The sequence below is a fragment of the Chitinimonas koreensis genome (assembly GCF_014353015.1).
Taxonomy (GTDB): Bacteria; Pseudomonadota; Gammaproteobacteria; order Burkholderiales; family Chitinimonadaceae; genus Chitinimonas; species Chitinimonas koreensis.
Genome location: NZ_CP060704.1, coordinates 718,119 through 742,685, shown reverse-complemented (window position 1 = coordinate 742,685; position 24,567 = coordinate 718,119). Strand labels below are relative to the sequence as shown.

Genomic DNA, 24,567 nt, shown 5'->3' with positions numbered 1-24,567 from the left:
GCGACCGGGCCATGGACAGTCGCGCGGCGCCGGCCCGGCCGCCGTTCCGCAGGCGACTCGAAATCCCCTGCGGCAAGGCGCGTTTCGCGCCCCTTTCCGGCCTCCGCGCCACCGCTTCATCGCCGCGTCACATTGGCCCTTTAGCGTGCTGCGTCTTCCCGCTCCGCAGCCCTTACAAAAGACCCAAAGGACGCCGCCATGTCGCACTTCACCAAGCAGGACGAGCTCGTCAGCAACGATTCGCTCAATCCCAGCCTGTCCCAACTGATCGACGCCAGCGTGTCGCGCCGCCAGGTGCTGGCCGGCGGCGCCGCGCTGTCGGCCAGCGGCCTGTTCGCCGGCCTGCTGTCGTCGCCGGCCGCGGCCGCAACCGTGCCGGCCGCGCCGAAGGCGACCGCGCTGGGCTTCCAGTCGGTGCCGTTCTCGACCGCCGACAAGGTGGTGGTGCCCGAGGGCTACCTGGCCGAGGTGCTGTACGCCTGGGGCGACCCGATCGGCGCCAAGGGCAAGCAACCGGCCTTCGCCAAGGACGCCAGCAACAGCGCCGAGGAACAGGCGCTGCAGGCCGGCATGCACCACGACGGCATGCGCTTCTTCCCGCTGCCGCTCGGCTCGTCGGCCAGCAAGCACGGCCTCCTGGCGATCAACCACGAATACGTCGATCCGGGCCTGTTGACCACCGACGGCAACAAGACCATGACCGAGGAGAAGTACCGCAAGGCGCTGGCCGCGGTCGGCGTCTCGGTGGTCGAGGTGGCCAAGCAGAAGGACGGCAGCTGGCAGGTGGTGCGGCCGTCGAAGTACGCCCGCCGCATCACCGCCGCCACCCCGATCGCGCTGAGCGGCCCGGCCGCCGGCCACGACCTGCTCAAGACCGAGGCCGACCCGACCGGCCGCGAGGTGCTCGGCACGCTGCAGAACTGCTCGAACGGCTGGACGCCGTGGGGCACCTACCTGACCTGCGAAGAGAACTTCGACACGCTGTTCTGCGACTTCTCGCAGAAGAGCGACCACGACTTCAACAAGACCCGCTACGGCGTGGCCGACGAAGAGAAGCTGTACAAGTGGAACGAGATCGATGCGCGCTGGGACCGCCAGCTGAGCCGCAACGAGATCAACCGCTTCGGCTGGGTGGTCGAGATCGACCCGTACGAGCCGAACGCCAAGCCGGTCAAGCGCACCGCGCTGGGCCGGGTCAAGCACGAGGGCGCCACGCCGTCGGTGGCCAAGGACGGCCGCGTGGTGATCTACATGGGCGACGACCAGCGCTTCGAATACATCTACAAGTTCGTCAGCAGCAAGCCGTGGAACCCGACCAACCGCCGCGCCAACCGCGACCTGCTCGACCACGGCACGCTCTACGTCGCCCGCTTCAACGACGACGGCAGCGGCGAATGGCGCGAACTGACCCACGGCAAGAACGGCCTGACCGCCGAAGCCGGCTTCGCCAACCAGGCCGAGCTGCTGATCAAGACCCGGCTGGCGGCCGACCTGGTCGGCGCGACCAAGATGGACCGGCCCGAGTGGATCACGGTCAACCCGGCCAATGCCGGCGAGCTCTACTGCACGCTGACCAACAACAGCCAGCGCGGCGCCGAGGGCAAGCCCGGCCCGGACGCCGCCAACCCGCGCAAGAACAACCTGTTCGGCCACATCATCCGCTGGAACGAGGCGGGCGACGATCCGGCCGCGCTGGCGTTCAAGTGGGACATCTTCGCGCTGGCCGGCCGGCCCGACGCGGCGGCCGAGGAGCACAAGCCGGGCAAGTACGCCGGCGACGCCTTCGGCAGCGCCGACGGCCTCTACTACGCGCCGACCGGCGTGCTGTGGATCCAGACCGACATCAGCACCAGCACGGTGAACCAGAAGGAATACGCCGGCATGGGCAACAACATGATGCTGGCCAGCATCCCGGCCACCGGCGAGATCCGCCGCTTCCTGACCGGGCCGAGCGGCTGCGAGATCACCGGCATCAGCTTCACGCCCGATCAGAAGACCATGTTCATCAACATCCAGCACCCGGGCGAGCCGAGCAACGAGGTGAACGACCCGGCCAAGCCGACCGCCGTCTCGTCCTGGCCCGACGCCGACCCGGCCGGCCGGCCGCGCTCGGCGACGGTGGTGATCCGCAAGCAGGATGGCGGGGTGATCGGGGTCTGATCCTCGTCTCTGGCGCTGCGGCATGGGGAAAGGCCGGTTCTGCGGAACCGGCTTTTTCTTTGGGGCGCCGTGAAACGTGAATACCGTGAAACGTGAAAAGTGAAACGTGGACCCCATCCCCCTCCCAGCCTCCCCTTGAAGGGGAGGGGCAGAACCACGCCGACTCCGCCGGCGGTGATCGTTCGACGTCCCCATGACGATTCAGGCAGTCGCCATCCGCTCCCTCCCCTTCAAGGGAGGGCTGGGGTGGGGATGGGGTCCACGTTTCACCTTTCACCTTTCACGCTCCCCTCCGGCCGCCCCACCGGAACCCACGGCGCAAAACCAAGGTCCAGCCAGGAACAGGGGACGTTTCGCCCCAAGCCCCGGAGAACCCGCCCATGTCCGCATTGCGCTACCTGTACGAACACAACTCGGCCGAGGACGCATTGACCGCGCTGGCCGTCGCCGCCGCCGTCTTCGCCGCGCTCTGGCTGCTGCGCCGGCTGCTGCAGGGCCGGCTGCGCACCTTGGCCAGACGCACCGCCACCAAGCTCGACGACGTCGCGGCGGACGTGGTCGACGGCACCCATCGCCTCACCCTGCTGCTGGCCGCCATCTATGCCGGCGCCAACCAGCTCGAGCTCGGCAGCCTCGAGACGCGACTCGACCAGTTGATGCTGATCGCCCTCACCATCCAGGGCGGCGTCTGGCTCAGCCAGGCCGCGCTGTCGTGGCTGCGCTACCGTGCCCAGGGCGAGGACGCCAGCGCGACCGTCGCCACCCATATGGCGCTGGCCGGCTTCGTGCTGCGGCTGGTGATCTGGGTGGTGGTGGTGCTGTCCATCCTGTCCAACCTCGGCTTCGACATCACCGCGCTGGTCACCTCGCTCGGCATCGGCGGCGTGGCGGTGGCGCTGGCGGTGCAGAACATCCTGGGCGACCTGTTCGCCTCGATGTCGATCGCGCTCGACAAGCCCTTCATGGCCGGCGACGCCATCGTGGTCGACACCTTCTCCGGCACGGTCAAGCATGTCGGCCTCAAGACCACCCGCATCCAGGCCGATTCGGGCGAGGAAGTGGTGTTCTCCAACGCCGACCTGCTCAAGAGCCGCATCCGCAACTACAAGCGCATGGACGAGCGGCGCGCGGTGTTCACCTTCACGCTGGCCCATTCCACCCCGACCGAGCAGCTGCGCCGCATCCCGGAGCTGATGCGCGAGATCGTCGAGGCGCAGGAGGAGGCGCGCTTCGACCGCACCCACCTGAAGGCGCTGACGCCGGGCGGGCTCGATTTCGAGGTGGTGTACTTCATGCTGAAACCGAACTTCGCGCTGTTCGTGAAGGCCCAGCACCAGATCAACCTGGCCATGCTCGAACGCTTCCGCGGCGAAGACATCACGCTGGCCACGCCGACCCCGGCGGTGCAGATGGTCGGCGCGGCCGCCGGCCCTGCCGCCGCCAAGCCACCGGCCCGCGCCGACGAACGGCCGACGCGCGCGCGCAGCGGCGCCGCCGAGGCCGCGACCGCCGGCGGCGAGCCGGCACAGCCGAGCCACTGGTCGGAAAATGCGCCGCCGCCGGAGCGGCTCGGACGAAGCGGTCCACAATGAAAGCCTGCTCAATGGAGGAATCGCCATGGTCGCCCCGATCGGCAGCAACCCCAGCGCGCTGACCAGCCAGCGCGGACTCAACGACACCCGCGAATCGCAGAACCGCCTGCTCGGCCAGATCGCCAGCGGCAAGCGCATCGACAAGGCCGCCGCCGACGCCGCCGGCAGCGCGATCGTCGAGCGCTTCGCGGCGCAGATCGCCGGCGCCGACCGCGCCGCGCGCAACCTCAGCGACGGCATCTCGCTGGCGCAGACCGCCGAGGGCGCGGTCAGCACGGTGCAGGACAACACTTCGCGCATCCGCGAGCTGACGGTGCAGGCCGGCAACGGCACGCTCAACGCCGGCGACCGCCAGGCGATCCAGCAGGAGATCGACGCGCTGAGCCAGTCGAACGACGACACCTTGCGCAACGCCAACTTCAACGGCCAGCCGCTGTTCCAGGGCGGCAGCCTGAGCTTCCAGGCCGGCGCCGACGCCGGCGACCAGGTCTCCGTCTCGCTCGGCAACCTCGCCTCGGCCGGCATCGGCCGCGTCGACGTCAGCAGCGCCGCCAGCGCGACCGCGGCGCTCGGCCAGCTCGACGACCAGCTCGGCACGCTGTCCGACACGCGCGCCACGCTCGGCGCCGTGAACAGCCGTTTCGAATCGGCCATCGGCCAGTTGCAGTCGCGCAGCGAGAACCTGTCGGCCGCGCGCAGCCGCATCAACGACACCGACTACGCGGCGGCCAGCACCGATCTCGCCGCGCAGAACATCCGCGCCCAGGCCGATGTCGCCGTGCAGGCCCAGGCCAACGCCAATTCGCGCCAGGTGCTGTCGCTATTGCGTGCCTGAAGCCTCCAGGCCCCGCCCGAATGCAAAGGCGCCCGTTACGGGCGCCTTTTGTATTTGCTCGTCCGCTCGCCTATGGTGAGGCGCATCCGCACTCACCCGCGACGAGGTTCCGCCATGCCCCGCCTCCTCTACCTCGGCCTGCTGGCCGCTGCGCTGCTGCCGCTCGGCGGCTGCGCCGGCTTCGCTTCGCCGGCCGGCAGCCAGGCGCTCGAACCCGGCAAGCCCTACTGGTTCAACTACACCGCCGAGCGCCGCGGCGCGCTGCTGCTGCCGGCCGGCAGCGCGATCAAGACCTGCTCCGAGCCCTCGCCCGATACCTCGATGAACGTGGTCAGCCAGCTCGACCTGTCGGCCGGCCTGAAGAACGGCGCCGACGTCGGCGTGCAGCAGCAGACCAATCTCGAAGTGGTGCAGCTGGCGCGCCGCTCGCAGACCATCCAGTTCCTGCGCGAATCGCTGTTCCGGCTGTGCGAGCTGTCGCTCAACAACGCGCTCACGCCGCAGCAGGTGACCGACCAGTACGCCGAGGTGGTGAAGATCGCCTCGCAGCTGGCGCAATCGGAGGCCGACTCGGCGCGTGCCTCGGCCGACAACGCGACCGCCCGCAAGCTCGAGGCGCAGCGCCATTTGCAGGGCACGGTCGACAACACCGGCGGTGCGATCGATGCCGCCGCCGGCCAGGGGAAATGACGTGGACGAATTCCAGCAAGTGCTGCTCAACCTGCAGGCGCAGGGCACCGAGGTGGCGGTGCTGATCGGCAACGCCCCGGTGGCGGTGAAGGTGCAGGCCGTGCAGGGCAGCCATGTCACGCTGTACGCCACCCAGAGCCGGGCCCGCTACGACCTGCACTACAGCCAGGTGGTCTTCGTCGGCAGCCAGCCCCAGGCCAAGGGTGGCTGAGCGCCGCCCGGCCGCCCTTCCCTACTCCTGCTGCGCCGCCTGCACGCCTTGCCGCGCCTGCTCGATCATGGCGCGGCGCTGCTCCGGCGTCAGGGTGATGCCGCGCTTCTCGGCCGCGGCATCGATCGCGGCGCCGATCTCGCGGGTCTGCTCGTCCTCCGCGCCGCCGGTGACCGCCATATCCAGCTCCTGCTCCCCGACGGCTTGGCCTTGGTCGCGCCCAGCATGCTGCCGCTGCCGCCCAAGAAGGCCGAACCGACCGACAGCAGCAGGCACAGCACCGCGCCGAAGATGACCGCGCCGCTGTTGGGGCCGGGCGGCGGGCCGTAGGCGTTGCCGTCGCGCTGGCCCGGCAGCACGGCCAGGAAGAAGGACATGCCCCAGCACAGCAGCGCGACCACCAGCGCCGCGCGCGGCGAACCGGTCACCAGCATCAGGCCGCTGGCCGGCATCAGCAGCAGCCACTTGGCGCTCAGGCCCAGGTCGTGCAGCCGCATGGCCAGCAGCCGCAGCAGGAAGACCACGCCGGCCACCATGGCCGCGATTGCCAGCACGATCCCCAGCCCCTTGAATACCGAGGTCAGCACGGCACTGACGATCAGCACCACCACCATCGGGATGTAGAACGCCAGCGACCAGGCCAGGTAGCGCAGCCGGCCGATGCGGCCCTGGAAGCTCAGCGAGACCAGGGGCGGCGTTTCGGTCTCGTCCTCGACCGTCTCGACCTGGCTGCTGCCGTAGGCCGAACGCATCGGCGCCGGCTGCTCGCGCGCCACCCGGGCCGCCTTCAGCATGCGCGGCATGTCGGCGCCGCAGCCGCGGCACAGCGTGCGGCGCGGCTGGCTCAGTTGGCAGGACGGGCAGACGACCAGGTCGAGTTCGGGCTGGGGCTCGGCGCCCACCAGCGACAGCGGGGCCGGCGCGGCGGCCGGCGGCGGGGATTCGATCGGCAGCATCGCCAGCGCCGCCTCGAGCGCGTCGTGGGCGGCGTCGACCGGCTCGGGCCGCACTTCCGGCGCGGGAGCCGGAGCCGGGACGGGCGCCGGCCGGTTCGGCCGCACCACCTCGGCCGCGGCCGGCGCGATGGTGTCGGCCGCCAGCAGGCTGGGGAAGGCGGAAACGGGTTCCTCGACCGCGACCGGCTGCGGCGCGAAGGCGGCTCGTGGAGCAGGCGCAGGAGCGACAGGTGCGGCCACCGCCTCTTCGACCCACGCCTCGGCGCCGACGCCGGCCAGCAGGTCGAGATAGCGCGCCAGTTGCGTGCGCGGCAGCTCGCGCTTGATCACCGTGGGCCGGCCGGCCAGCATCGCGGCAGCCTGCGTCTCGTTGACCTTGAGCAGTGCGGCCAGCGCCGGGATCACCGTGCCGGGCGCGAAACCGGGCAGCGGATGGCCGGACAGGGATAGTCGAACGGTATCGGAAGCGGACATGGCGGATATGCGTATGAACTGAGGGACCGTGAAGGCACGCGATCATGCAGTCGCGCCACCGGCCGGGCAAACCCGCGCGACGGCCGGCAATAACTTCATACGCGGCTGTTACAACCGTTAACGTTTTTGGCCGCGTGCCGCATCGGCCTTTCGGCCATACTTCGCGCCGATTTCAATTCCCATTCGCATCTCAAGCCCCTACCCATGACCCAAGCGCCCCGCCTCCGCCTCGCCGCCCTGACGCTCGCCTGCCTCGCCGCCTGGCCGGTCTTCGCCGCCGACGAGCCGGCCGCCGATGCGCCCGCTGCGCCGGCCCGCCCCAGCCCGCAGAAGATCGAGGTCAGTGGCTCGCGCAGCAACGACAGCGCGATCCGCCGCAACCAGCCGGCCGGCAAGATCGTGGTCGGCCGCGAAGAGCTCGACCGCTACGGCGACAGCACGGTCGGCGAGGTGCTCAAGCGCCTGCCCGGCGTCAGCATGGGCGGCGCGCCGGGGCGCGGCGGCGGCATCCGCATGCGCGGCCTGAGCGATGGCTATACCCAGATCCTGATCAACGGCGAGCCGGCGGCGCGCGGCTTCTCGTTCGACTCGCTGTCGCCCGACGCGATCGAGCGCATCGAGGTGATGCGCGCACCGGTGGCCGAACACAGCGCGCGCGCCATCGCCGGCACCATCAACATCATCCTGCGCGAGGACGCCCGGAAGCGGCAGGGCCAGGCCCGCGCCGCGCTGGCCAGCGAGGACGGCCGGCTGCAGCCGCGCCTCGACCTGCAGTGGGGCGACCGCGTCGACAGCCTGTCCTACACCCTGGCCGGCGGCTATTCGCACAACGACCGCGCCAACGACAGCAGCACGATCGAGCGCGGCACCGGCCGCGACGGCCAGCCCTACGACGAGCGCAGCCACAGCCAGAGCAGCGGCCAGGGCTACAACATCAACTTCTCGCCGCGGCTGTCGTGGCGGCTCGACGCCGGCAACACGCTGAGCATCCAGCCCTTCCTGATGCGCAACGAGAACCGCAGCCACGGCGAGACCACCAAGACGCGGCTGTACGGCGCCCCGGCCAGCTATGCGCGCGCCAGCTCGGACAGCGAATCGAACATGCAGATGGCGCGCGGCTTCGCCAACTGGCGCCGCCAGTTCGACGACGGCGCCAAGCTGGACGCGCGCTTCGGCCTCAACGCCAACCGCTCGGAAAGCAGCTCGGCGCGGCAGGAATTCGCCGCCGACGGCCAGCGCACGCGCCTGACCGACAACAGCGCGACGGTGCGCGACAACGGCTTCACCAGCGGCGGCAAGTGGACCCGGCCGATCGGCGAGGCGCATTCGCTGGCGCTGGGCTGGGACGCCGAATGGAGCCGCCGCGAGGAGAATCGCCTGAACCTGGTCGACGGCCGGCCGGTGCTGGCCGATTTCGGCGACGACGTGACCGCCCGCACCCAGCGGCTGGCCGCCTTCGCCCAGGACGAGTGGAACGCCGGCCCGCAGTGGTCGGCCTATGCCGGCCTGCGCTGGGAAGGCATCGAGACGCGCAGCACCGACGCGCTGGGCGACACCCGCAACCGCAGCAGCGTGTGGAGCCCGATGCTGCATGCGATCTACCGCATCCCCGGCAGCGAGAAGGACCAGCTGCGCGCCAGCCTGACGCGCAGCTACAAGGCGCCCAACACGCGCGACCTGATCAGCCGGCCGGTGCTGTCGGACGACCCGGCCAGCACCCGCGACGATCCCGACCGCGCCGGCAATCCGGACCTGCAGCCCGAGCTGGCCTGGGGGCTCGATCTCTCCTACGAGCACTATTTCGCCGAGGGCGGCCTGGTCAGCGTCACCGTGTTCCAGCGCAGCATCGACAACCTGATCCGGCGCCAGACGCTGCTCGAAGGCGATCGCTGGGTTTCGCGGCCGCGCAACATCGGCCAGGCCAGCAGCCAGGGCATCGAGCTCGAAGCCAAGTTCCGCCTGGCCGAGCTGGTCGAGGACGGCCCGCCGCTGGAATTGCGCGCCAACTACAGCGTCTACCGCTCGAAGGTCGACGACATCCCCGGCCCGGACAACCGGCTCGACGGGCAGGTCGCCCAGCTGCTCAACCTCGGCCTCGACTACAAGTTCAAGAGCGTGCCGCTGACCGTCGGCGGCAATCTGAACCTGGTGCCCGAGTACACGGTGCGCAGCGCGGTGGACGAGTGGCAGGAGGTCGATGCCAAGCGCCAGGTCGATCTGTATGCGCTGTATCGCTTCAGCAGCGCGCTGCAGCTGCGGCTGGCGGCCAGCAACCTGCTGCACCAGGACTACGACGGCAGCCGCCGCCAGACGGGGCTGGGCGCGACCGAGAGCTTCAGCAGCGCGCCGACTTACACGCAGTGGACGGCGACGCTGGAAGTGAAGTTCTAAGCAGATTGCTGCAGCACGGAAGCCGGTCATCGAGGCCACATGCCGGAATGAGGATCACCCTTCTCCCGTGCGCGGGAGAAGGTGGCCCGAAGGGCCGGATGAGGGTCGTGGTTTGATGAACCGCCGGCTCCTTCCGAAGACCCCGGCGTTTAGCGGCTATCGCCGCAGATTCCACGCTGCGCGCGGATTGAGGCGGGGCCCGTCCCGCAGCCGGGTTACTTTCTTTTGCTTCGCCAAAAGAAAGTAACCAAAGAAAAGGCGACCCGACAAAGCCGCCCCTGCTACGCAGGGGTTCCCTGCGCTCCTCGGTCTCCGCGGGCGGCTGCGCAACTCGGCCCTACGGGCCTCAAACAGTGCTCGCCGACTACCCCCGCGGAGCCCTGCGGTGCTCGGCGGCTTCGACGGGGTTGGGGCCCTCCGTAGCTAGCACCGCGACATATCGGTCCCGTCAAATCGCCCCTGCAGCGAACGTATCGCAACTGCCCGGATCGCCGCTCTCCATCCCGCGCATGAACCAGCGCGCGCGCTGCTCGGCGCTGCCGTGGCTGAACTGCTCGGGCTGCACCGCCTGGCCGGCGCGCTTCTGCAGCGTGTCGTCGCCGATCGCGTGCGCCGCACGGATCGCCTGTTCGACCTCGCCCGGCTCCAGCCGGCCCTGCAGCTGCGCATCGTGGCCCCACACGCCGGCATAGCAGTCGGCCTGCAGTTCGAGCCGCACCGACAGCTGGTTGCCCTTCGCCTTGCCGGCGCGCTGGCGCGCCTCGTGCACCTTGTCCGAGGTACCGGCCAGCTTCTGGATATGGTGGCCGACCTCGTGCGCGACCACGTAGGCTCGGGCGAATTCGCCCTGGGCGCCGAGCTCCTGCTGCAGCCGGTCGAGGAAATCGAGGTCGATGTAGAGCTTCTGGTCGCCGGGGCAGTAGAACGGCCCGACCGCCGAGCTCGAATAGCCGCAGGCGCTGTCGATGCCCTGGCGGAACAGCACCAGCGTCGGCGCCTGGTACTGGCCGCCGCGCTTGGCGAACTGCGCCGCCCAGGTCCGCTCGGTATTGCGCAGCACCTTGGAGACGAAGCGCGCGCTCTCGTCCTTGGCCGGCCCGGACTCGACCGCCGGCGCCTCCTGCCGCATGCCCTGGACGCCCTGCACCAGCTGCTGCGCATCGCGGAAGTCGACGCCGAAGAAATAGCTGAGCGCCGCCGCGGCGATCACCCCGCCGATGCCGAGCCGGCCGAGCGGCAGGCCACCCCCGCCGCCGCGGCGATCCTCGATGTGGCGGCTTTCCTCTTCGTCGTCCAGGCGCATCGCTGCAGGTCTCCATCGGGTCGCAATCGATCGCCAGCATCGCCAATCCGCCGCGCAGTGGCAAGCGCCACGGCGCGGCGGCGAAGGCCGCCCTACTTCAGCATCGGCAGGTCGAGACCGGTGGCGCGGGCGTGCTCGATGGCGATGTCGTAACCCGCGTCGGCATGCCGCATGACGCCGGTGCCCGGGTCGTTCCACAGCACGCGTTCGAGCCGCTTGGCGGCCGCATCGCTGCCGTCGGCCACGATCACCACGCCGGCATGCTGGCTGTAGCCCATGCCGACGCCGCCGCCGTGGTGCAGCGACACCCAGGTGGCGCCGCCGGCGGTGTTCAGCAGCGCGTTGAGCAGCGGCCAGTCGCTGACGGCGTCGGAGCCGTCCTGCATGGCCTCGGTCTCGCGGTTGGGGCTGGCGACCGAGCCCGAATCGAGGTGGTCGCGGCCGATCACGATCGGCGCCTTCAGCTCGCCGTTCTTCACCATCTCGTTGAAGGCCAGCGCCAGCCGGTGGCGATCGCCCAGGCCGACCCAGCAGATGCGCGCCGGCAGGCCCTGGAAGGCGATGCGCTCGCGCGCCATGTCCAGCCAGTTGTGCAGGTGGGCGTCGTCGGGGATCAGTTCCTTGACCTTGGCGTCGGTCTTGTAGATGTCCTCCGGATCGCCCGACAGCGCCACCCAGCGGAACGGCCCGATGCCCTTGCAGAACAGCGGCCGGATATAGGCCGGCACGAAGCCGGGGAAGTCGAAGGCGTTCTTCACGCCCTGGTCGAGCGCGACCTGGCGGATGTTGTTGCCGTAGTCGAGCGTCGCCGCGCCGCGCGACTGCAGGTCGAGCATGGCCTGCACGTGCACCGCCATCGACGGCTTGGAGGCGGCGGCGACCGCGGCCGGGTCGGTCTTCTGCATGTCGCGCCACTCGGCCACGGTCCAGCCCTGCGGCAGGTAGCCGTGCACCGGGTCGTGCGCGCTGGTCTGGTCGGTCACCACGTCGGGCGTGATGTTGCGCTTCACCAGCTCGGGGAACACGTCGGCGGCGTTGCCCAGGAGGCCGACCGAGACCGGCTTGCCGGCGGCGCGAGCCTCGTCGAGCATGGCCAGCGCCTCGTCCAGCGTGTAGGCCTTCCTGTCGAGGTAGCGGGTGCGCAGGCGGAAGTCGATGCGGGTCTCGTCGCACTCGACCGCGATCATCGAGAAGCCGGCCATGGTGGCGGCCAGCGGCTGGGCGCCGCCCATGCCGCCGAGGCCGCCGGTGAGGATCCAGCGGCCGGCCGGCTGGCCGTCGAAATGCTGGTTGGCGACCGCGTAGAAGGTCTCGTAGGTGCCCTGCACGATGCCCTGGGTGCCGATGTAGATCCACGAGCCGGCCGTCATCTGGCCGTACATCATCAGGCCCTTGCGGTCGAGCTCGTTGAAGTGGTCCCAGTCGGCCCAGGCCGGCACCAGGTTGGAGTTGGCCAGCAGCACGCGCGGCGCGTCGGCGTGGGTGCGGAACACGCCGACCGGCTTGCCCGACTGCACCAGCAGCGTCTGGTCGTCTTCCAGCGTCTTCAGCGTATCGAGGATGCGGTCGTAGCAGGCCCAGTTGCGCGCCGCGCGGCCGATGCCGCCGTACACCACCAGCGAAGCGGGATGCTCGGCCACCTCGGGATCGAGGTTGTTCTGGATCATGCGGAAGGCGGCCTCGGTGAGCCAGCTCTTGCAGGTCTTCTCGCTGCCGCGCGGAGCGCGGATCACGCGGGTCGGGTCGATGCGGGGGTCGGTCATGGGATGCTCCTGTGAGGGGTGAGGAGTAAGGCGTGAGGTGTGGGGCGCATAGCCTCGTACGGCAGCTTCCACACCTCGCGCCTCACGCGTCGGTCGAGATTGCGGCGGCCTGGTCGGCATGCGCGAACGAGGCTCCCCGCGGCGGCGGGGCGGGGGGGTGGATTCGATCAGCGAGCAGCGGTCGAGCCGCTGCTGCCTTCGAGCACCCGGCTTTGCCGGGGGCCAGTGCTGCAGCATGAAGTCCTCCGGCATCGGGTCAGAAATACCCGCTGAACTGGTAACGCCCAGCCGGGTGGTAAAGATTCGCCACGCTCGCCACCACGCCGCGCGAGAAGGTGCGGCGGTGCAGCACCAGGCAGGGCTCGTCCTTGGCCATTTCCAGCCGCGTCCGGGTGCCGCGCTCGGGCCGGCGGGCCTCGATGCGGTACTCGACGCGCGACAAGGGCGCCGCGCGCACCAGGTATTCGTTCGGCGTGCTGTGGACGAAGTCCTGCTTGAGATAGTCGGGCGCCTGGGCCGGGTTGACCCAGCGTTCCTCGAGCTGGATCGGCAGGCCGTTCTCGCGGTGCAGGATCACCGAGTGGTACAGCGTGGCGCCGACCGCCACCTCCATCTCGGCCGCCAGCGCCGCGTCGGCCTTGACCGCGCCGAGCTTGAGCACCGCCGCCTCGTGCTCGTGGCCGCGCGCGCGGATCTCGTCGGCGATGCTCTTGATGTCGACCAGCGTGCTCTGGTACTTGGTCGCCGCCACGAAGGTGCCGGCGCCCTGGCTGCGCGTCAGCACGCCCTCGGCCGCCAGTTCGCGGATGGCGCGGTTGACCGTCATGCGCGCCACGCCGAAGCGGCGCACCAGCTCGTTCTCGCTGGGCACCTGGTCGCCGGCGCGCCAGTGCCCGGCGTGGATCTCGCCGAGCACGTAGTCCTTGATCTGCTGGTAGGCGGGGGGGTCATGTGAGGTGTGAGGGGTCAGGTGTGAGGGGCGCGGACTCGCGCTCGGCGTCGATCGAAAGCGACGCGCTCGCGTTCGATCGGCATTGCGTATGGAAACATGGGGCGCATGCCGCGAGCACGGTTCGTGGCGATCTCCACGGTGCCATCCACGCGTACACCTCACCCCTCACGCCTTACGCCTCACGGCTTTCGAACTTGTAAGGCGCCAGCGCCGCGAACCGCCCGGCCTTCACCCGCTCCGCCACCGCCACGATGTCGGGCGCGAAGTAGCGGTCCTCGGCGTAGAAGGCGGCGCCTTCGCGCACCAGCGCGTGGGCCCGCGCCAGCGGCGCGCTGGTCGTCAGCGGGGCACGGAAGTCGACGCCCTGCGCCGCGGCCAGGAGTTCGATCGCCAGGATGTTGGCCACGTTGTCGGCGATCTCGCCGAGCTTGCGCGCGGCGAAGGTGGCCATCGAGACGTGGTCTTCCTGGTTGGCGCTGGTCGGCAGGCTGTCGACCGAGGCCGGGTGGGCGTGGGTCTTGTTCTCGCTGGCCAGCGCCGCGGCGGTGACGTGGGCGATCATGAAGCCCGAGTTGAGCCCGCCGTTCTGCACCAGGAAGGGCGGCAGGCCGTTGCTCAGCGTGGCGTCGATCAGGAGGCCGACGCGGCGCTCCGAAATCGCGCCGATCTCGCTGGCGGCGATGGCCAGCAGGTCGGCCACGATGGCCACCGGCTCGGCGTGGAAATTGCCGCCCGACAGCACTTCCTCGGTGTCGGAGAAGATCAGCGGGTTGTCGGTCACGCCGTTGGCTTCGGTCAGCAGCACCCGCGCGGCATGGCGGATGTTGTCCAGGCAGGCGCCCATCACCTGCGGCTGGCAGCGCAGGCAGTACGGGTCCTGCACCTTGTGGCAGATGGTGTGCGAGGCGCGGATCGCGCTGCCTTCGAGCAGCTCGCGCAGGGCGGCCGCGGCGTCGATCTGGCCGGCGTGGCCGCGCAGCGCATGGATACGCGGATCGAACGGCGTGCTCGAGCCGGCCGCGGCGTCGACCGACAGCGCGCCCGACACCAGCGCGGTGTTGTACAGGTCTTCGATCTTGAACAGGTTGTGCAGCGCCAGCGCGGTCGAGGCCTGGGTGCCGTTGAGCACCGCCAGGCCTTCCTTGGCCGCCAGCTTCAGCGGCGCGACGCCGGCCGCGGCCAGGCCCTCGGCGGCCAAGGCGCGGCGGCCCTCGATGAACACCTCGCCCACGCCCAGCAGCACCGCGGCCATGTGCGCCAGCGGCGCCAGGTCGCCCGAGGCGCCGACCGAACCCTTGACCGGGATCAGCGGCAGCACGTCGGCGTTGAACAGCGCGATCAGGTTGTCGATCACCACCTGGCGCACGCCCGAGAAGCCGCGGCCGAGGCTGGACAGCTTGAGCGCCATCAGGAGGCGCACCACCGGCGCCGGCATCGGCTCGCCGACGCCGACCGCGTGCGACAGCACCAGGTTGGTCTGCAGCTGCTCGAGCTGGTCGTTGGCGATGCGGGTGTTGGCCAGCAGGCCGAAGCCGGTGTTGATGCCGTAGGCCGCTGCGTCGCGCGCGACGATCTTCTCGACGGTGCGCGCGCTGGCGGCGATGGCCGGCAACGCGGCCGGGTCGAGCGTCAGCCGCACGCGGCCGGACTCGATGCGGCGCAGTTGGGCCAGGCTCAGCTGGCCGGGGGTGAGGGTCAGGTTCTGCATGGGGGCTCCAGCCGGATGCACGATGAATGGAGCGCAGACTACACCGCCGTATTTGTATAGACAAGTTGCAGCGCAACATCGTCGTTCGTCGCATGCCGTTTCGGGCAGCCCGCCGTCGCGTGGAATACTCCCTCCCCCAACGATCCAGGAGGAAAACCGCATGCGATTCGTTCCCATGCTGCTGGCGCTGACGCTGGCCCCGCTCGGCCAGGCCCGGGCCGACGACGCGCTGGCCGACAAGGCCCGCGCCGATGCGCTCAAGCTCAAGCCGCAAGCGCAACTGGTGAAGCCGAGCGCGGAAAGCGTCGAATTGCAGCGCAAGCTGCAGGCGCCGCCGGGCAGCCGTACGGCGACGGCCTCGCCGCGCTCGGGCAAGGCGGTCGAATGCGAGCGGCTGGCCGACGGCGAGCTGATCTGGAACAGCGACGGCAAGCAGCCCGATCGCGAGTCGACCCGCAACGGGCCATCGCGCAAGGCCAGCCAGGCGCAGCGCACGGCGGCGCTGCAGCGCCAGCAGGAGAGCCTGCGGCTCGGCTGCACGAGCCTCGATTGATTTCACTGCGCCCTGCGCTACTCAATCCTCAGCAAAACGCCCGGCAAAGCCGGGCGTTCATCTTCTGCGAGTCTCCAAGCATCGGCTCTTCCCGATCGATTCCTACTCCCCCGCCCTCGCCGCCGCGAGGGAGCCTCGCTATCGCTCGTCGCAGCAACTTCGACCATTTCCGTCCATCGATCGGCCGAGTCGTCGGACCCGGCCATAAAACGGCATATCGGCGAAATGGCAACCGGAGCTGTCGTCAGAGAAGAAAAATACAGACGCCTACGCGGCGCCCGCTTCAACGCCGCGGCGCGGTGGCCTGGCGTTCGGCCGGCGCCGCGGCCGGCTTGGCCGAGGTCGACGCCGCCACCGGCGCCGCCAGCTTCTCGCGCAGCGCGGTGGTGTCGACCCGGTAGGTCGGCGAGGCCAGCGGGCCGCCGATCTGCAAGGGGATGCGGGTGCCCTTGAGCGCGTCGAGCTCGGGGATGCCGCTGCCGCCGCGCACCACCGCGTTCAAGAGATAGTCGACCTGGCCGGCGCCGATATCGAGCCGGCCGGCGCCGTCCATGGTCACGAACGGCGCGCGGATCGCCAGGTCGCGGCTCTCGGCCACGCCGTCCTTGATCACGAAGCGGGCGCTGAGGTCGGAAAAGCGCATGCGCCGCCCGGTATCGGCCTTCAGCGTAGTGCCGGTCAGCTTGGCCAGGTTGCCGCGCCATTCGCGCAGCGTCTCGCCGAGGTCGAAGCCGGTGATCGCGCCGCGCGTCAGCATCAGGTCCATGCGGCCGTTCAGGCCGCGCCGCAGCGCGTCGAGGCTGGTGGCCGGCGCGCCGACGTCGAGGTTGACCGTGCCGCGGCCGGCCAGCCGCTCGATGCCGAACAGGTCCGACATCAGCGCGGCGATCTCCATGCCGGCCAGGGTCTGGGTCAGCTGCAGCTTCGGCGTCTTGCCGGCGTCGAGCAGCAGCCGGCCCTTGAGCTGGCCGCCGTAGACGTCGGCCGCCAGGGGCTCCAGCCGCAGCTTGCGGTTGGCGGCGTCGATGCCGGCCTGCAGGTTGAACACCCGGAAGCGGCCGATGTCGAGCTCGCCCAGCCGCAGCTGGCCGCGCGCATTGGCGCCGCCGAGCCAGCCCCAGTCGAGCGGCTGGCTGGCCGCGCCGGCCAGCGGCGCGCTGTCGGCCACCGGCAGGTAAGGCGTCAGGTCGAGCTTGGCGAGGTCCAGGCCGAAGGCGTACTTGGGGCTGACGAAATTCTCCAGCGACAGCTGGGCGCTGACTTCGGCGCCGTCGAGCTGGCCGCGGCTGTCCCAGTCGAAGCGCTCCTTCTCCAGGTCCAGCGCCGCCCGGCCGCCGAGTTCGAGCCGGATCGCGCCGCGCGGCAAGGCCTTGTGGCGATAGCCGCCGGTCAGCGCGAAGCCTTCGAGCGAGACCCGGCGCCAGCCCTCGATGCGCAGCGGGCTCTCGAAATCGAACTGGGCGTTCTGGTCGTCGTCGAGCAGTTGCATGCGCACCCGCGCCGCATCGGCCAGCAGGCTGCCGGCCGCGTCGGCGGCCAGTTTCTCGACCCGCAGCTGGCCGGCCAGTTCGAGGCTGGCGCTCTTGATGCCGAATTCGGCGTCGACCCGGCCGGTCGACAGGCCGGCCTCGCCGCCACGCAGCTCGGGCGTGCGGAAATTGGCCTGCCAGTGCTGGTCGCCGCGCTGGGCGCTGGCGCGGGCGCGCGCCTGGCTCAGCACGCCGCGCCAGGGCAAGGCCGCGGCGGCCAGGTCGCCGGCCAGCTCGAAACGGCCCTCGTGCCATTCCGGCGTGGCGGCGTTGACGGCCAGGCGGAAATCCTTGAGCCGCGCGGTCAGCCTGGGCCGGTCGATGCGCAGCCCGCTGTCGATGCGCAGGCCGCCGGCCCAGTCGGCCGCCGCCACCTGGCCCTGCACGGTGACCGCGCCGGCTTCGCCCTCGGGATCGATCGCGTGCAGGTCGAGATTGCGGAACCGGGTGACCTGGCCGTCGGCGCGCCAGTCGACCGCGGCGCCGACCAGGTCGACCCGGCGCGGCTGCCAGTCGATGCGGTCGGACTTGGGCTTGCGGGTCAGCAGGTCGTCGATGTTGAGCCGGCCGTCGGCGCCGGCGGCGATGCCCAGGTGCAGGCCTTCGATGCGGGCGTCGACCAGCTCGGCGCGGCCGTGCCACAGCCCGCTCCAGCCGAGCGAGAAGCGTGCGCTGTCGAAGCGGGCGAACAGTGAGCGGCGGTCGGGCTCGCTGACCACCACCTCCTCGAGCGTCACGTTGGGCCGCGGCAGCAAGGCCAGGCGCAGGCCGCCGATCTCGACCCGGCGGCCGAGCGAAGCGGTGGCGTCGCCCGACAGTTTCTGGGCGAAGGAAGTCCAGTCGAGCAGCGGCAGCGCGACCACCGCGGCCAGCACGATCGCCAGCGCGTAGACGCCGCGGCGCGACGAGGGAGACAGGGATTGCAGGAACATGGGGCGGGATTATCCCAGAAGCGGCGGGAACACTTGCGAATAGCGGCCGGATCGACCACCACGGCAAGGCTGCTATGGACCCGGCCAGGCACGCATAGGTTTCCCGGCCGGCCCATTTCGAGCATCCGCTCGAATCGGTTTCCGGCTGCGGCCGCGCGCCTGCTAACATCGCGCGCTCGACAGAGGAGACCCGCATGAACGCCAGCTTCCAACCGCACATCACCGAGATCAAGGTGCGCGGCTACCACCTCGACCTGTACGGCCACGTCAACAACGCGCGCTACCTCGAATTCCTCGAGGAGGCGCGCTGGGGCTTCACCGAGGCGTACGGCTCGGTCGAATTCTTCGTCAAGTCCGGCCTCGCCTTCGTGATCGTCAACATCAACATCGACTACCGCCGCGCCGCCCTGATGGGCGAGGAGCTGTCGATCGAGACCGCCGTGAAGAAGGTCGGCGGCCGCAGCGCGGTGATCCACCAGGTGGTGCGGCTCAAGGGCACGCCGACGGTGATCGCCGAGGCCGACGTGACCTTCGTGATCTTCAGCCAGCAGGCCGGCACCGCGGTGGCCTTCGACGGCGAGCTGCGCGCGATGTTCGAGGCGCTGCCGCGCTGGCCGGAGTGAGCGGCGGGATCGCCGCCTCGCGCCCGTAGGTCGGGCTTTACGCCCGACTGCGTCCTCGGCCGGCGGCGCCATCGGGCATAAAGCCCGACCTACAGGGGAAGCGGCGCCGCGACCCACCTTTCCGCTCAGCCGCCCGCAATCAATAGCCGCGCAGGTCGGACTTCAGTCCGACCTGTGTGCGCCGCCGATCGAGGTCGCCGTCGGACTGAAGTCCGGCCTACCGAGCACTCCACCCGGCCCTGGTGGCCGAAACGAAAAAGGCGTGCCGTCCGGCACGCCTTTTTCATGTCCGACGCAAGCGGGCGCGATGCGCTCAGTTGGCCGCGCGCTTCTGCACGCGCTCGACCAGGCCCTGCAGATTGCTCAGCGAGAACAGGTGGGCATAGACCACCGACAACAGGCCGTTCTTCAGCCATTCGTCGGCCTTGCCGGCCGGCAGCGCGCGCAGCTTCTCCTCGTCGACCACCCACATGCCGTCCATGCTCAGCTTCTCGCCCGAGGGCAGCTCGGCGGTGGCCGACACCTGGCGCAAGAGGCCCAGCTTGGCCAGCTCGGCGGCGAACTCGGTCGAGCGGTTGGCGTCGTCGCGCGACTGGAACATCAGCTGGGCGAAGTTCTTCATCGCCTCGGTCGGCTGGCCGTTCTCGAAGGCATTGGCGTCGCCCTCGCGGCGCACGCCATCGATCGCGCCGGTCTCGACGCACAACACGGCGTCGTTGTTCTCGACCTCGACGGTGACGAAGGGATAGCGGCGCACGAAGAAGGGAATGTACTGCGCGTCCCACTTGCCGTCGGCGTCGACGAACAGGTTCTGCTCGGCCTTCAGACCCAGCATCACGGTCGGCGCGTAGCTGTCCTCGCCGGTCTGGGCGAATACGATCGGGTATTCGCGCATCAGGCTGGAGAATTCGCCGCCCACCACCGGCACGGCGTGGACCTTGGCCGCGAAGGCGAAGTTGTCGGCGAGGCTCAGTTTCAGGTCGGCGTGCTTCTGGGCATCCACCGGAGCGACATCTTTGTAGAACATGGGGCTTCCCTCTGGGACGAAGGCGAATCACGCCTTGCGGTTATTCCGGCGGCGTGCCGGACGATGGCGATTTCGCCAATAGCAGAACGGCGGCGATGATAACCGCCCCGCCGATCCACTGCGAGGCCGACAAGCGCTCGCCGAGCAGCCATGCGGCCAATACCACTGTGACGACTGGCTCGAAAGTGGACAGCATGGCGGCTTCCGAGGCGCCGACGCGGGCCAGGCCGGCGAAGAAGGCGAGTGCGGCTACCACGCTACACAGCACGCCGATCGCCGCCACCGCCAGCCAGCCGGTGGTGGTCTGCGGCCAGGCCGGCGTCGCCACGGCCGAGACCGCGCCGAAGGTCAGCGCGCCGCCCAGCATCACCACCGCCGAGCTCGGCAAGGCGCCGGCGCGCGGCGTGAGCCGGCTGCCGACGGCGATGTAGACCGAGTAGATCAGCGCAGCGCCGAGGCCGAAGGCGATGCCGACCGGCGAGCCGCTGAGCGCGTCGCCGACCGTCAGCGCGAGGCCGCCGCAGGCCAGCAGCAAGGCGACGACCTTGCGCCGGGTCAGCGGCTCGTCGAGCCAGGCCGCGGCGATCAGCGTGACGATGACCGGGAAGGTGTAGAGCAGCAGCGCGGTCAGCGAGGCGCTGGCATGGCGCAGCGCGGTGAAGTAGCTGAAGGCCTGGCCGGCATAGCCGATCGCGCCCATCGCCAAGAGGCCGAGCGCCAGCCGGCCGCGCGGCCAGCGCTCGCGCCGCCACAGCATCAGCACGGCGAGGCAGCCGGCGGCGATGACGAAGCGCAGCAGCAGGATGGCCTGCGCATCGGCGCCGGCAGCATAGGCCAGCCGGCCGAACAGCGGCATGATGCCGAAGCAGGCGGCGGACAGCAGGATCAGCAGGGCGCCGCCGAGGCGGCGGGAAGATTCGGACATCGGAACCTCATGAAAACGCCCCGGCTTGCGGCCGGGGCGTCGAACTGCGGACAAGTCGGAATCAGCCCAGCTTGGCGAGCTGCGCCTTGAGCTTGTCGAGCGTCTCGCCGAAACCGGCCAGCCGCTGGCGCTCCTGTTCGACCACCGCGGCCGGCGCCTTGTCGGCGAAGGCCGGGTTGGCCAACTTGGCGGTGGCCTTGGCGACCTCGCCTTCGAGCCGGGCGACTTCCTTGCTCAGCCGCGCCTTCTCGGCCGCGCGGTCGATCTCGACCTTGAGCATCAGCCGCGTGCCGCCGACCACCTGCACCGGCGCGTCGTCGGCCGGCAGCTGTGCCACCACCTGCACTTCGCTCAGGCGGCCCAGCAGTTGCAGGTAGGGGCCGAACTCGGCCAGCTCGGCCGCGTCGCCTTCCAGGAACAGCGGCACCTTCTGCGCCGGGCCGAGGCTCATCTCGCCGCGCAGCGTGCGCACCGCCAGCGTCAGCGCCTTGAAGGTCTCCATGCGCGCGTCGGCCGCGGCATCGATCAGTTCCGGCTTGGCCAGCGGCCAGGCCGCCAGGCTGATCGACTCGGCCTTCTTGGCGCCGGCCAGCGGGGCCACGGTCTGCCACAGCTCTTCGGTGATGAAGGGGATGATCGGGTGGGCCAGCCGCAGCGCCACCTCGAGCACGCGCAGCAGGGTGTGGCGGGTGGCGCGCTGCTGGGCCTCGCTGCCGTTCTGCAGCTGCACCTTGGCCAGCTCGAGGTACCAGTCGCAGTACTCGTTCCAGACGAACTCGTAGATCGCCTGGGCGGCCAGGTCGAAGCGGTAGGTGTCGAGCGCCTCGGCCACCGCCGCCTCGGTGCGCTGCAGCGCGCCGATGATCCATTGGTCGACGAAGCCGTAGTCGCGCGGCAGCGACGCGTCCTGGCCGCAATCCTTGCCCTCGACGTTCATCAGCACGAAGCGGGTGGCGTTCCACAGCTTGTTGCAGAAATTGCGGTAGCCCTCGGCCCGCTTGAAGTCGAAGTTCACGTTGCGGCCCAGCGTGGCGTAGCTGGCCATGGTGAAGCGCAGCGCGTCGGTGCCGTAGGCCGGGATGCCCTCGGGGAACAGCTTCTCGGTGGCCTTGGCGATCTGCGGCGCCTTCTCGGGCCGGCGCAGGCCGGTAGTGCGCTTCTGCACCAGCTCGGGCAGCGCGATGCCGTCGATCAGGTCGACCGGGTCGATCACGTTGCCTTCGGACTTCGACATCTTCTTGCCTTCGTGATCGCGCACGATGCCGTGGATGTAGACGTCGCGGAACGGCACGCGGCCCATGAAATGGGTGGTCAGCATGATCATGCGCGCCACCCAGAAGAAGATGATCTCGTAGCCGGTGACCAGCACGCTCGACGGCAGGAAGGCGTTCAGCGCCGGGTTGGCGGCGTCCTGGTCGGCGTCGCCGGTCCAGCCCAGCGTGCTGAACGGCACCAGCGCCGAACTGAACCAGGTGTCGAGCACGTCGTCGTCGCGGCGCAGCGCCTTGCCGCCGGCCTGGGCGCGCGCCTCGGCCTCGTCGCGGGCGACGTAGACGCGGCCCTCGTCGTCGTACCAGGCCGGGATCTGGTGGCCCCACCACAGCTGGCGGCTGATGCACCAGTCCTGGATGTTCTTCATCCACTGGTTGTAGGTGTTGACCCAGTTCTCGGGGATGAAGCGCACCTGGCCGCTCTCGACCGCCTCGATCGACTTCTCGGCGATGCTCTTGCCGGTCGGGTCGCCCTCGCCCACGCGGGTCATGGCCATGAACCACTGGTCGGTCAGCATCGGCTCCAGCACCACGCCGGTGCGGTCGCCGCGCGGCACCATCAGCTTGTGCGGCTTCACCGAATCGAGGAAGCCCTGCGCCTCCAGGTCGGCCACGATCAGCTTGCGCGCGGCGTAGCGGTCCTGGCCGGCATAGGCGGCCGGCAGCGGCAGGCTGCCTTCGACGCTGCCGTCGTAGCCGAACACCTGGGCCTCGGCCAGGATGGCGGCCTTGAGCGACATCACGTTGACCAGCGCCAGGCCGTGGCGCTTGCCGACCTGGTAGTCGTTCGGATCGTGGGCCGGGGTGACCTTGACCACGCCGGTGCCGAATGCCTTGTCGACGTAGCTGTCGGCGATCACCGGGATGTCGCGGCCGCACAGCGGCAGCCGCACCGACTTGCCGACCAGCGCGGCATAGCGCTCGTCCTCCGGGTGCACCATCAGCGCCACGTCGCCGAGCATGGTCTCGGGCCGGGTGGTGGCGACCGTCAGGTGGCCGGAGCCGTCGGCCAGCGGGTAGTTGATGTGCCACAGCTGGCCGTCTTCCTCGGTGTTCTCCACTTCGAGGTCGGACACCGATGTGCCGAGCACCGGGTCCCAGTTCACCAGCCGCTTGCCGCGGTAGATCAGGCCCTGCTCGTACAGCCGGACGAAGACCTCGGTCACCGTGGCCGAGCGGCTCGGGTCCATGGTGAAGTATTCGTGGCCCCAGTCGACCGAGCAGCCCATGCGCCGCATCTGGCTGGTGATGGTGCCGCCCGACTTGTCCTTCCATTCCCACACCTTGCCGACGAAGGCCTCGCGGCCCAGGTCGTGGCGGCTGACCTTCTGCTCGGCCAGCTGGCGCTCCACCACGATCTGGGTGGCGATGCCGGCGTGGTCGGTGCCCGGTACCCACAGGGTGTTGCGGCCCTGCATGCGGTAGTAGCGGGTCAGGCCGTCCATGATGGTCTGGTTGAAGGCATGGCCCATGTGCAGCGTGCCGGTGATGTTGGGCGGCGGCAGCTGGATGGAGAAGGACGGCGCGGCGGCGTCCATGCTCGGCGCGAAATAGCCGGCCTGTTCCCAGTGTTGGTACCAACGGCGCTCGATGTCGCCGGGTTCGAAGCTCTTGGCCAGTTCCATGATCTCGGTGCGGAAGATGTTGCAAAGCCGTGGATTATAAGCGCAAACCGGGGCCGGACCGGCCCCGGCGGCCGCTCAGCGCGGCCAGGCGCCGAAGCCGGCGTCGAGCAGCAGGCGGCCGTTGCCGCGTTCGGTGACCGTGATGGCGCCGGCCGGGAAGTCGCCGCCGGCCGAGACCCGCACCGAGGTCGGCTGGGCGAAGCCGGCCTGCTTGAGCAGCTGGCCGCCCTCGCTGACGTGGCTGACCCGGCCGCCGAGGAATTCGGCCACCACCACGCCGTCGGTGGTCAGAGCGAAATCGTCGATGAAGCCCAGCTGCTGTAGAGCGTGCTGCCGTCGGCCAGACCGCCGGCGGTCAGCCGGTAGCGCTTGAGCTGGGAAACGCCGACATAGCTCAGCGGGTTGAGCGAGACGTAGAGCCGGTCGCCGTCGACGCGCAGGCCGTTGGGCTTGCACAGCGGGAAGGCATGCAGCTCGGCCTGGCCGGTGACCGCGCCGGCGGCGTCGAGCGTCAGCCGCCACAGCCGGCCCGGCAGCAGCGGCGCACCCGAGTCGGCCAGCAGCAGGTGGCCATCGGGATCGACCGCCAGTCCGTTGGGCAGCGCGAGGCCGGCAGGCCGGGCGATCTCGCGCAGCTCGGCCGCCGGGTCGGCCAGGTCGAGCGAGAACAGCCGCTTGGCGGCGAATGGATCGAGCGTGTTGTCGCTGCAGACGGCGAACAGCCGGCCGCGCCGCTCGGCCAGGCCGAGGAAGGTGCAGGCGTGCGGGCTGCCGTCGCGCAGCCGCGCCGCCAGCGCCCGCTTGCGGTAGCCGCGGCCGTCGTAGCGGCCTTCGTAGACCGCGCCGTCGCCGCTGACGAACCAGCGGCCGTTGCCGGCGGCGAGCTGGTTCTCGGCGTTCGGCACGCCGTCGAACACCGGCGTCGCGGCCAGCGCGGGCAACAGCAGGGCCAGCGCGGCCAGGGGCATGAAGCGGCTCGTTCTCATTCTGTTCGTCCTCCTCCGATGATGGGAACGCCAGTCTAGGGCGCGGAGGCGGACATGCCGA

At 70.1% G+C, this 24,567-nt stretch carries 19 protein-coding genes; 8 read left to right on the top strand and 11 right to left on the bottom strand.

What is annotated here, in order from left to right; genetic code table 11:
• Nucleotides 1-198 precede the first annotated feature (198 nt).
• From H9L41_RS03155 to H9L41_RS03135, 5 genes are all read left to right on the top strand, one after another.
• Nucleotides 199-2,160, top strand: coding sequence for a PhoX family protein (locus tag H9L41_RS03155; protein WP_028445618.1), 1,962 nt, complete (start codon nt 199-201; stop codon nt 2,158-2,160).
• Nucleotides 2,161-2,540: 380 nt separating this feature from the next.
• Complete coding sequence (locus tag H9L41_RS03150; RefSeq protein ID WP_051318874.1) at nt 2,541-3,752, top strand: mechanosensitive ion channel family protein; 1,212 nt, start codon at nt 2,541-2,543, stop codon at nt 3,750-3,752.
• Nucleotides 3,753-3,777: 25 nt separating this feature from the next.
• Nucleotides 3,778-4,587, top strand: coding sequence for a flagellin (locus tag H9L41_RS03145; protein WP_028445617.1), 810 nt, complete (start codon nt 3,778-3,780; stop codon nt 4,585-4,587).
• 114 nt (nt 4,588-4,701) lie between these two features.
• A complete protein-coding gene (locus H9L41_RS03140; protein ID WP_028445616.1) occupies nt 4,702-5,277 on the top strand; it encodes a hypothetical protein in 576 nt (191 codons plus the stop codon).
• Nucleotide 5,278: 1 nt separating this feature from the next.
• A complete protein-coding gene (locus H9L41_RS03135; protein ID WP_028445615.1) occupies nt 5,279-5,488 on the top strand; it encodes a hypothetical protein in 210 nt (69 codons plus the stop codon).
• An 89-nt stretch (nt 5,489-5,577) separates the two neighbouring features.
• On the opposite strand, the gene H9L41_RS03130 is transcribed toward H9L41_RS03135, so the two are convergent.
• Complete coding sequence (locus tag H9L41_RS03130) at nt 5,578-6,918, bottom strand: DUF805 domain-containing protein (protein ID WP_187523672.1); 1,341 nt, start codon at nt 6,916-6,918, stop codon at nt 5,578-5,580.
• Between the two features lie 204 nt (nt 6,919-7,122).
• Between H9L41_RS03130 and H9L41_RS03125 the strand changes: the two genes are divergently transcribed.
• Nucleotides 7,123-9,309: a TonB-dependent receptor plug domain-containing protein gene (locus H9L41_RS03125; RefSeq protein WP_034606558.1), complete on the top strand. Its 2,187-nt coding sequence runs from the start codon at nt 7,123-7,125 to the stop codon at nt 9,307-9,309.
• Between the two features lie 448 nt (nt 9,310-9,757).
• Here H9L41_RS03125 and ypfJ read toward each other — a convergent pair whose 3' ends face one another.
• The 4 genes from ypfJ to hutH form a co-directional block, all read right to left on the bottom strand.
• Nucleotides 9,758-10,612 carry a KPN_02809 family neutral zinc metallopeptidase gene (gene ypfJ, locus H9L41_RS03120; protein WP_028445614.1) on the bottom strand — a complete coding sequence of 285 codons (855 nt, stop codon included), beginning with the start codon at nt 10,610-10,612 and terminating at the stop codon, nt 9,758-9,760.
• 92 nt (nt 10,613-10,704) lie between these two features.
• Nucleotides 10,705-12,375 carry a urocanate hydratase gene (gene hutU, locus H9L41_RS03115; protein WP_028445613.1) on the bottom strand — a complete coding sequence of 557 codons (1,671 nt, stop codon included), beginning with the start codon at nt 12,373-12,375 and terminating at the stop codon, nt 10,705-10,707.
• A gap of 256 nt (nt 12,376-12,631) precedes the next feature.
• Nucleotides 12,632-13,291, bottom strand: a complete 660-nt coding sequence (gene hutC / locus H9L41_RS03110) for a histidine utilization transcriptional repressor HutC (protein ID WP_308419579.1) — start codon at nt 13,289-13,291, stop codon at nt 12,632-12,634.
• A gap of 208 nt (nt 13,292-13,499) precedes the next feature.
• A complete protein-coding gene (gene hutH / locus H9L41_RS03105) occupies nt 13,500-15,035 on the bottom strand; it encodes a histidine ammonia-lyase (RefSeq protein ID WP_028445611.1) in 1,536 nt (511 codons plus the stop codon).
• A 160-nt stretch (nt 15,036-15,195) separates the two neighbouring features.
• Between hutH and H9L41_RS03100 the strand changes: the two genes are divergently transcribed.
• Entirely contained in the window at nt 15,196-15,588 is a 393-nt protein-coding gene (locus tag H9L41_RS03100) for a hypothetical protein (protein WP_157461914.1), read from the top strand.
• A 283-nt stretch (nt 15,589-15,871) separates the two neighbouring features.
• Here the strand turns inward: H9L41_RS03100 and H9L41_RS03095 are convergent, their stop codons facing one another.
• Nucleotides 15,872-18,049 (bottom strand): AsmA family protein, encoded by a 2,178-nt coding sequence (locus H9L41_RS03095; RefSeq protein ID WP_028445609.1) that lies wholly within the window; start codon nt 18,047-18,049, stop codon nt 15,872-15,874.
• A gap of 194 nt (nt 18,050-18,243) precedes the next feature.
• Between H9L41_RS03095 and H9L41_RS03090 the strand changes: the two genes are divergently transcribed.
• Entirely contained in the window at nt 18,244-18,672 is a 429-nt protein-coding gene (locus H9L41_RS03090) for an acyl-CoA thioesterase (RefSeq protein WP_028445608.1), read from the top strand.
• Between the two features lie 313 nt (nt 18,673-18,985).
• Here the strand turns inward: H9L41_RS03090 and H9L41_RS03085 are convergent, their stop codons facing one another.
• From H9L41_RS03085 to H9L41_RS03065, 5 genes are all read right to left on the bottom strand, one after another.
• The gene (locus H9L41_RS03085) at nt 18,986-19,699 is read right to left on the bottom strand and encodes a SapC family protein (RefSeq protein ID WP_051318872.1); all 714 of its coding nucleotides are present in this window, start codon (nt 19,697-19,699) and stop codon (nt 18,986-18,988) included.
• A 40-nt stretch (nt 19,700-19,739) separates the two neighbouring features.
• Nucleotides 19,740-20,624, bottom strand: coding sequence for a DMT family transporter (locus H9L41_RS03080; RefSeq protein ID WP_028445607.1), 885 nt, complete (start codon nt 20,622-20,624; stop codon nt 19,740-19,742).
• Nucleotides 20,625-20,685: 61 nt separating this feature from the next.
• A complete protein-coding gene (locus H9L41_RS03075; protein ID WP_028445606.1) occupies nt 20,686-23,520 on the bottom strand; it encodes a valine--tRNA ligase in 2,835 nt (944 codons plus the stop codon).
• Between the two features lie 75 nt (nt 23,521-23,595).
• Nucleotides 23,596-23,793, bottom strand: coding sequence for a hypothetical protein (locus tag H9L41_RS03070; protein WP_187523671.1), 198 nt, complete (start codon nt 23,791-23,793; stop codon nt 23,596-23,598).
• 14 nt (nt 23,794-23,807) lie between these two features.
• On the bottom strand, nt 23,808-24,488 hold the full coding sequence (locus H9L41_RS03065; RefSeq protein WP_187523670.1) for an SMP-30/gluconolactonase/LRE family protein: 681 nt from the start codon (nt 24,486-24,488) through the stop codon (nt 23,808-23,810).
• Between the last annotated feature and the right edge of the window lie 79 nt (nt 24,489-24,567).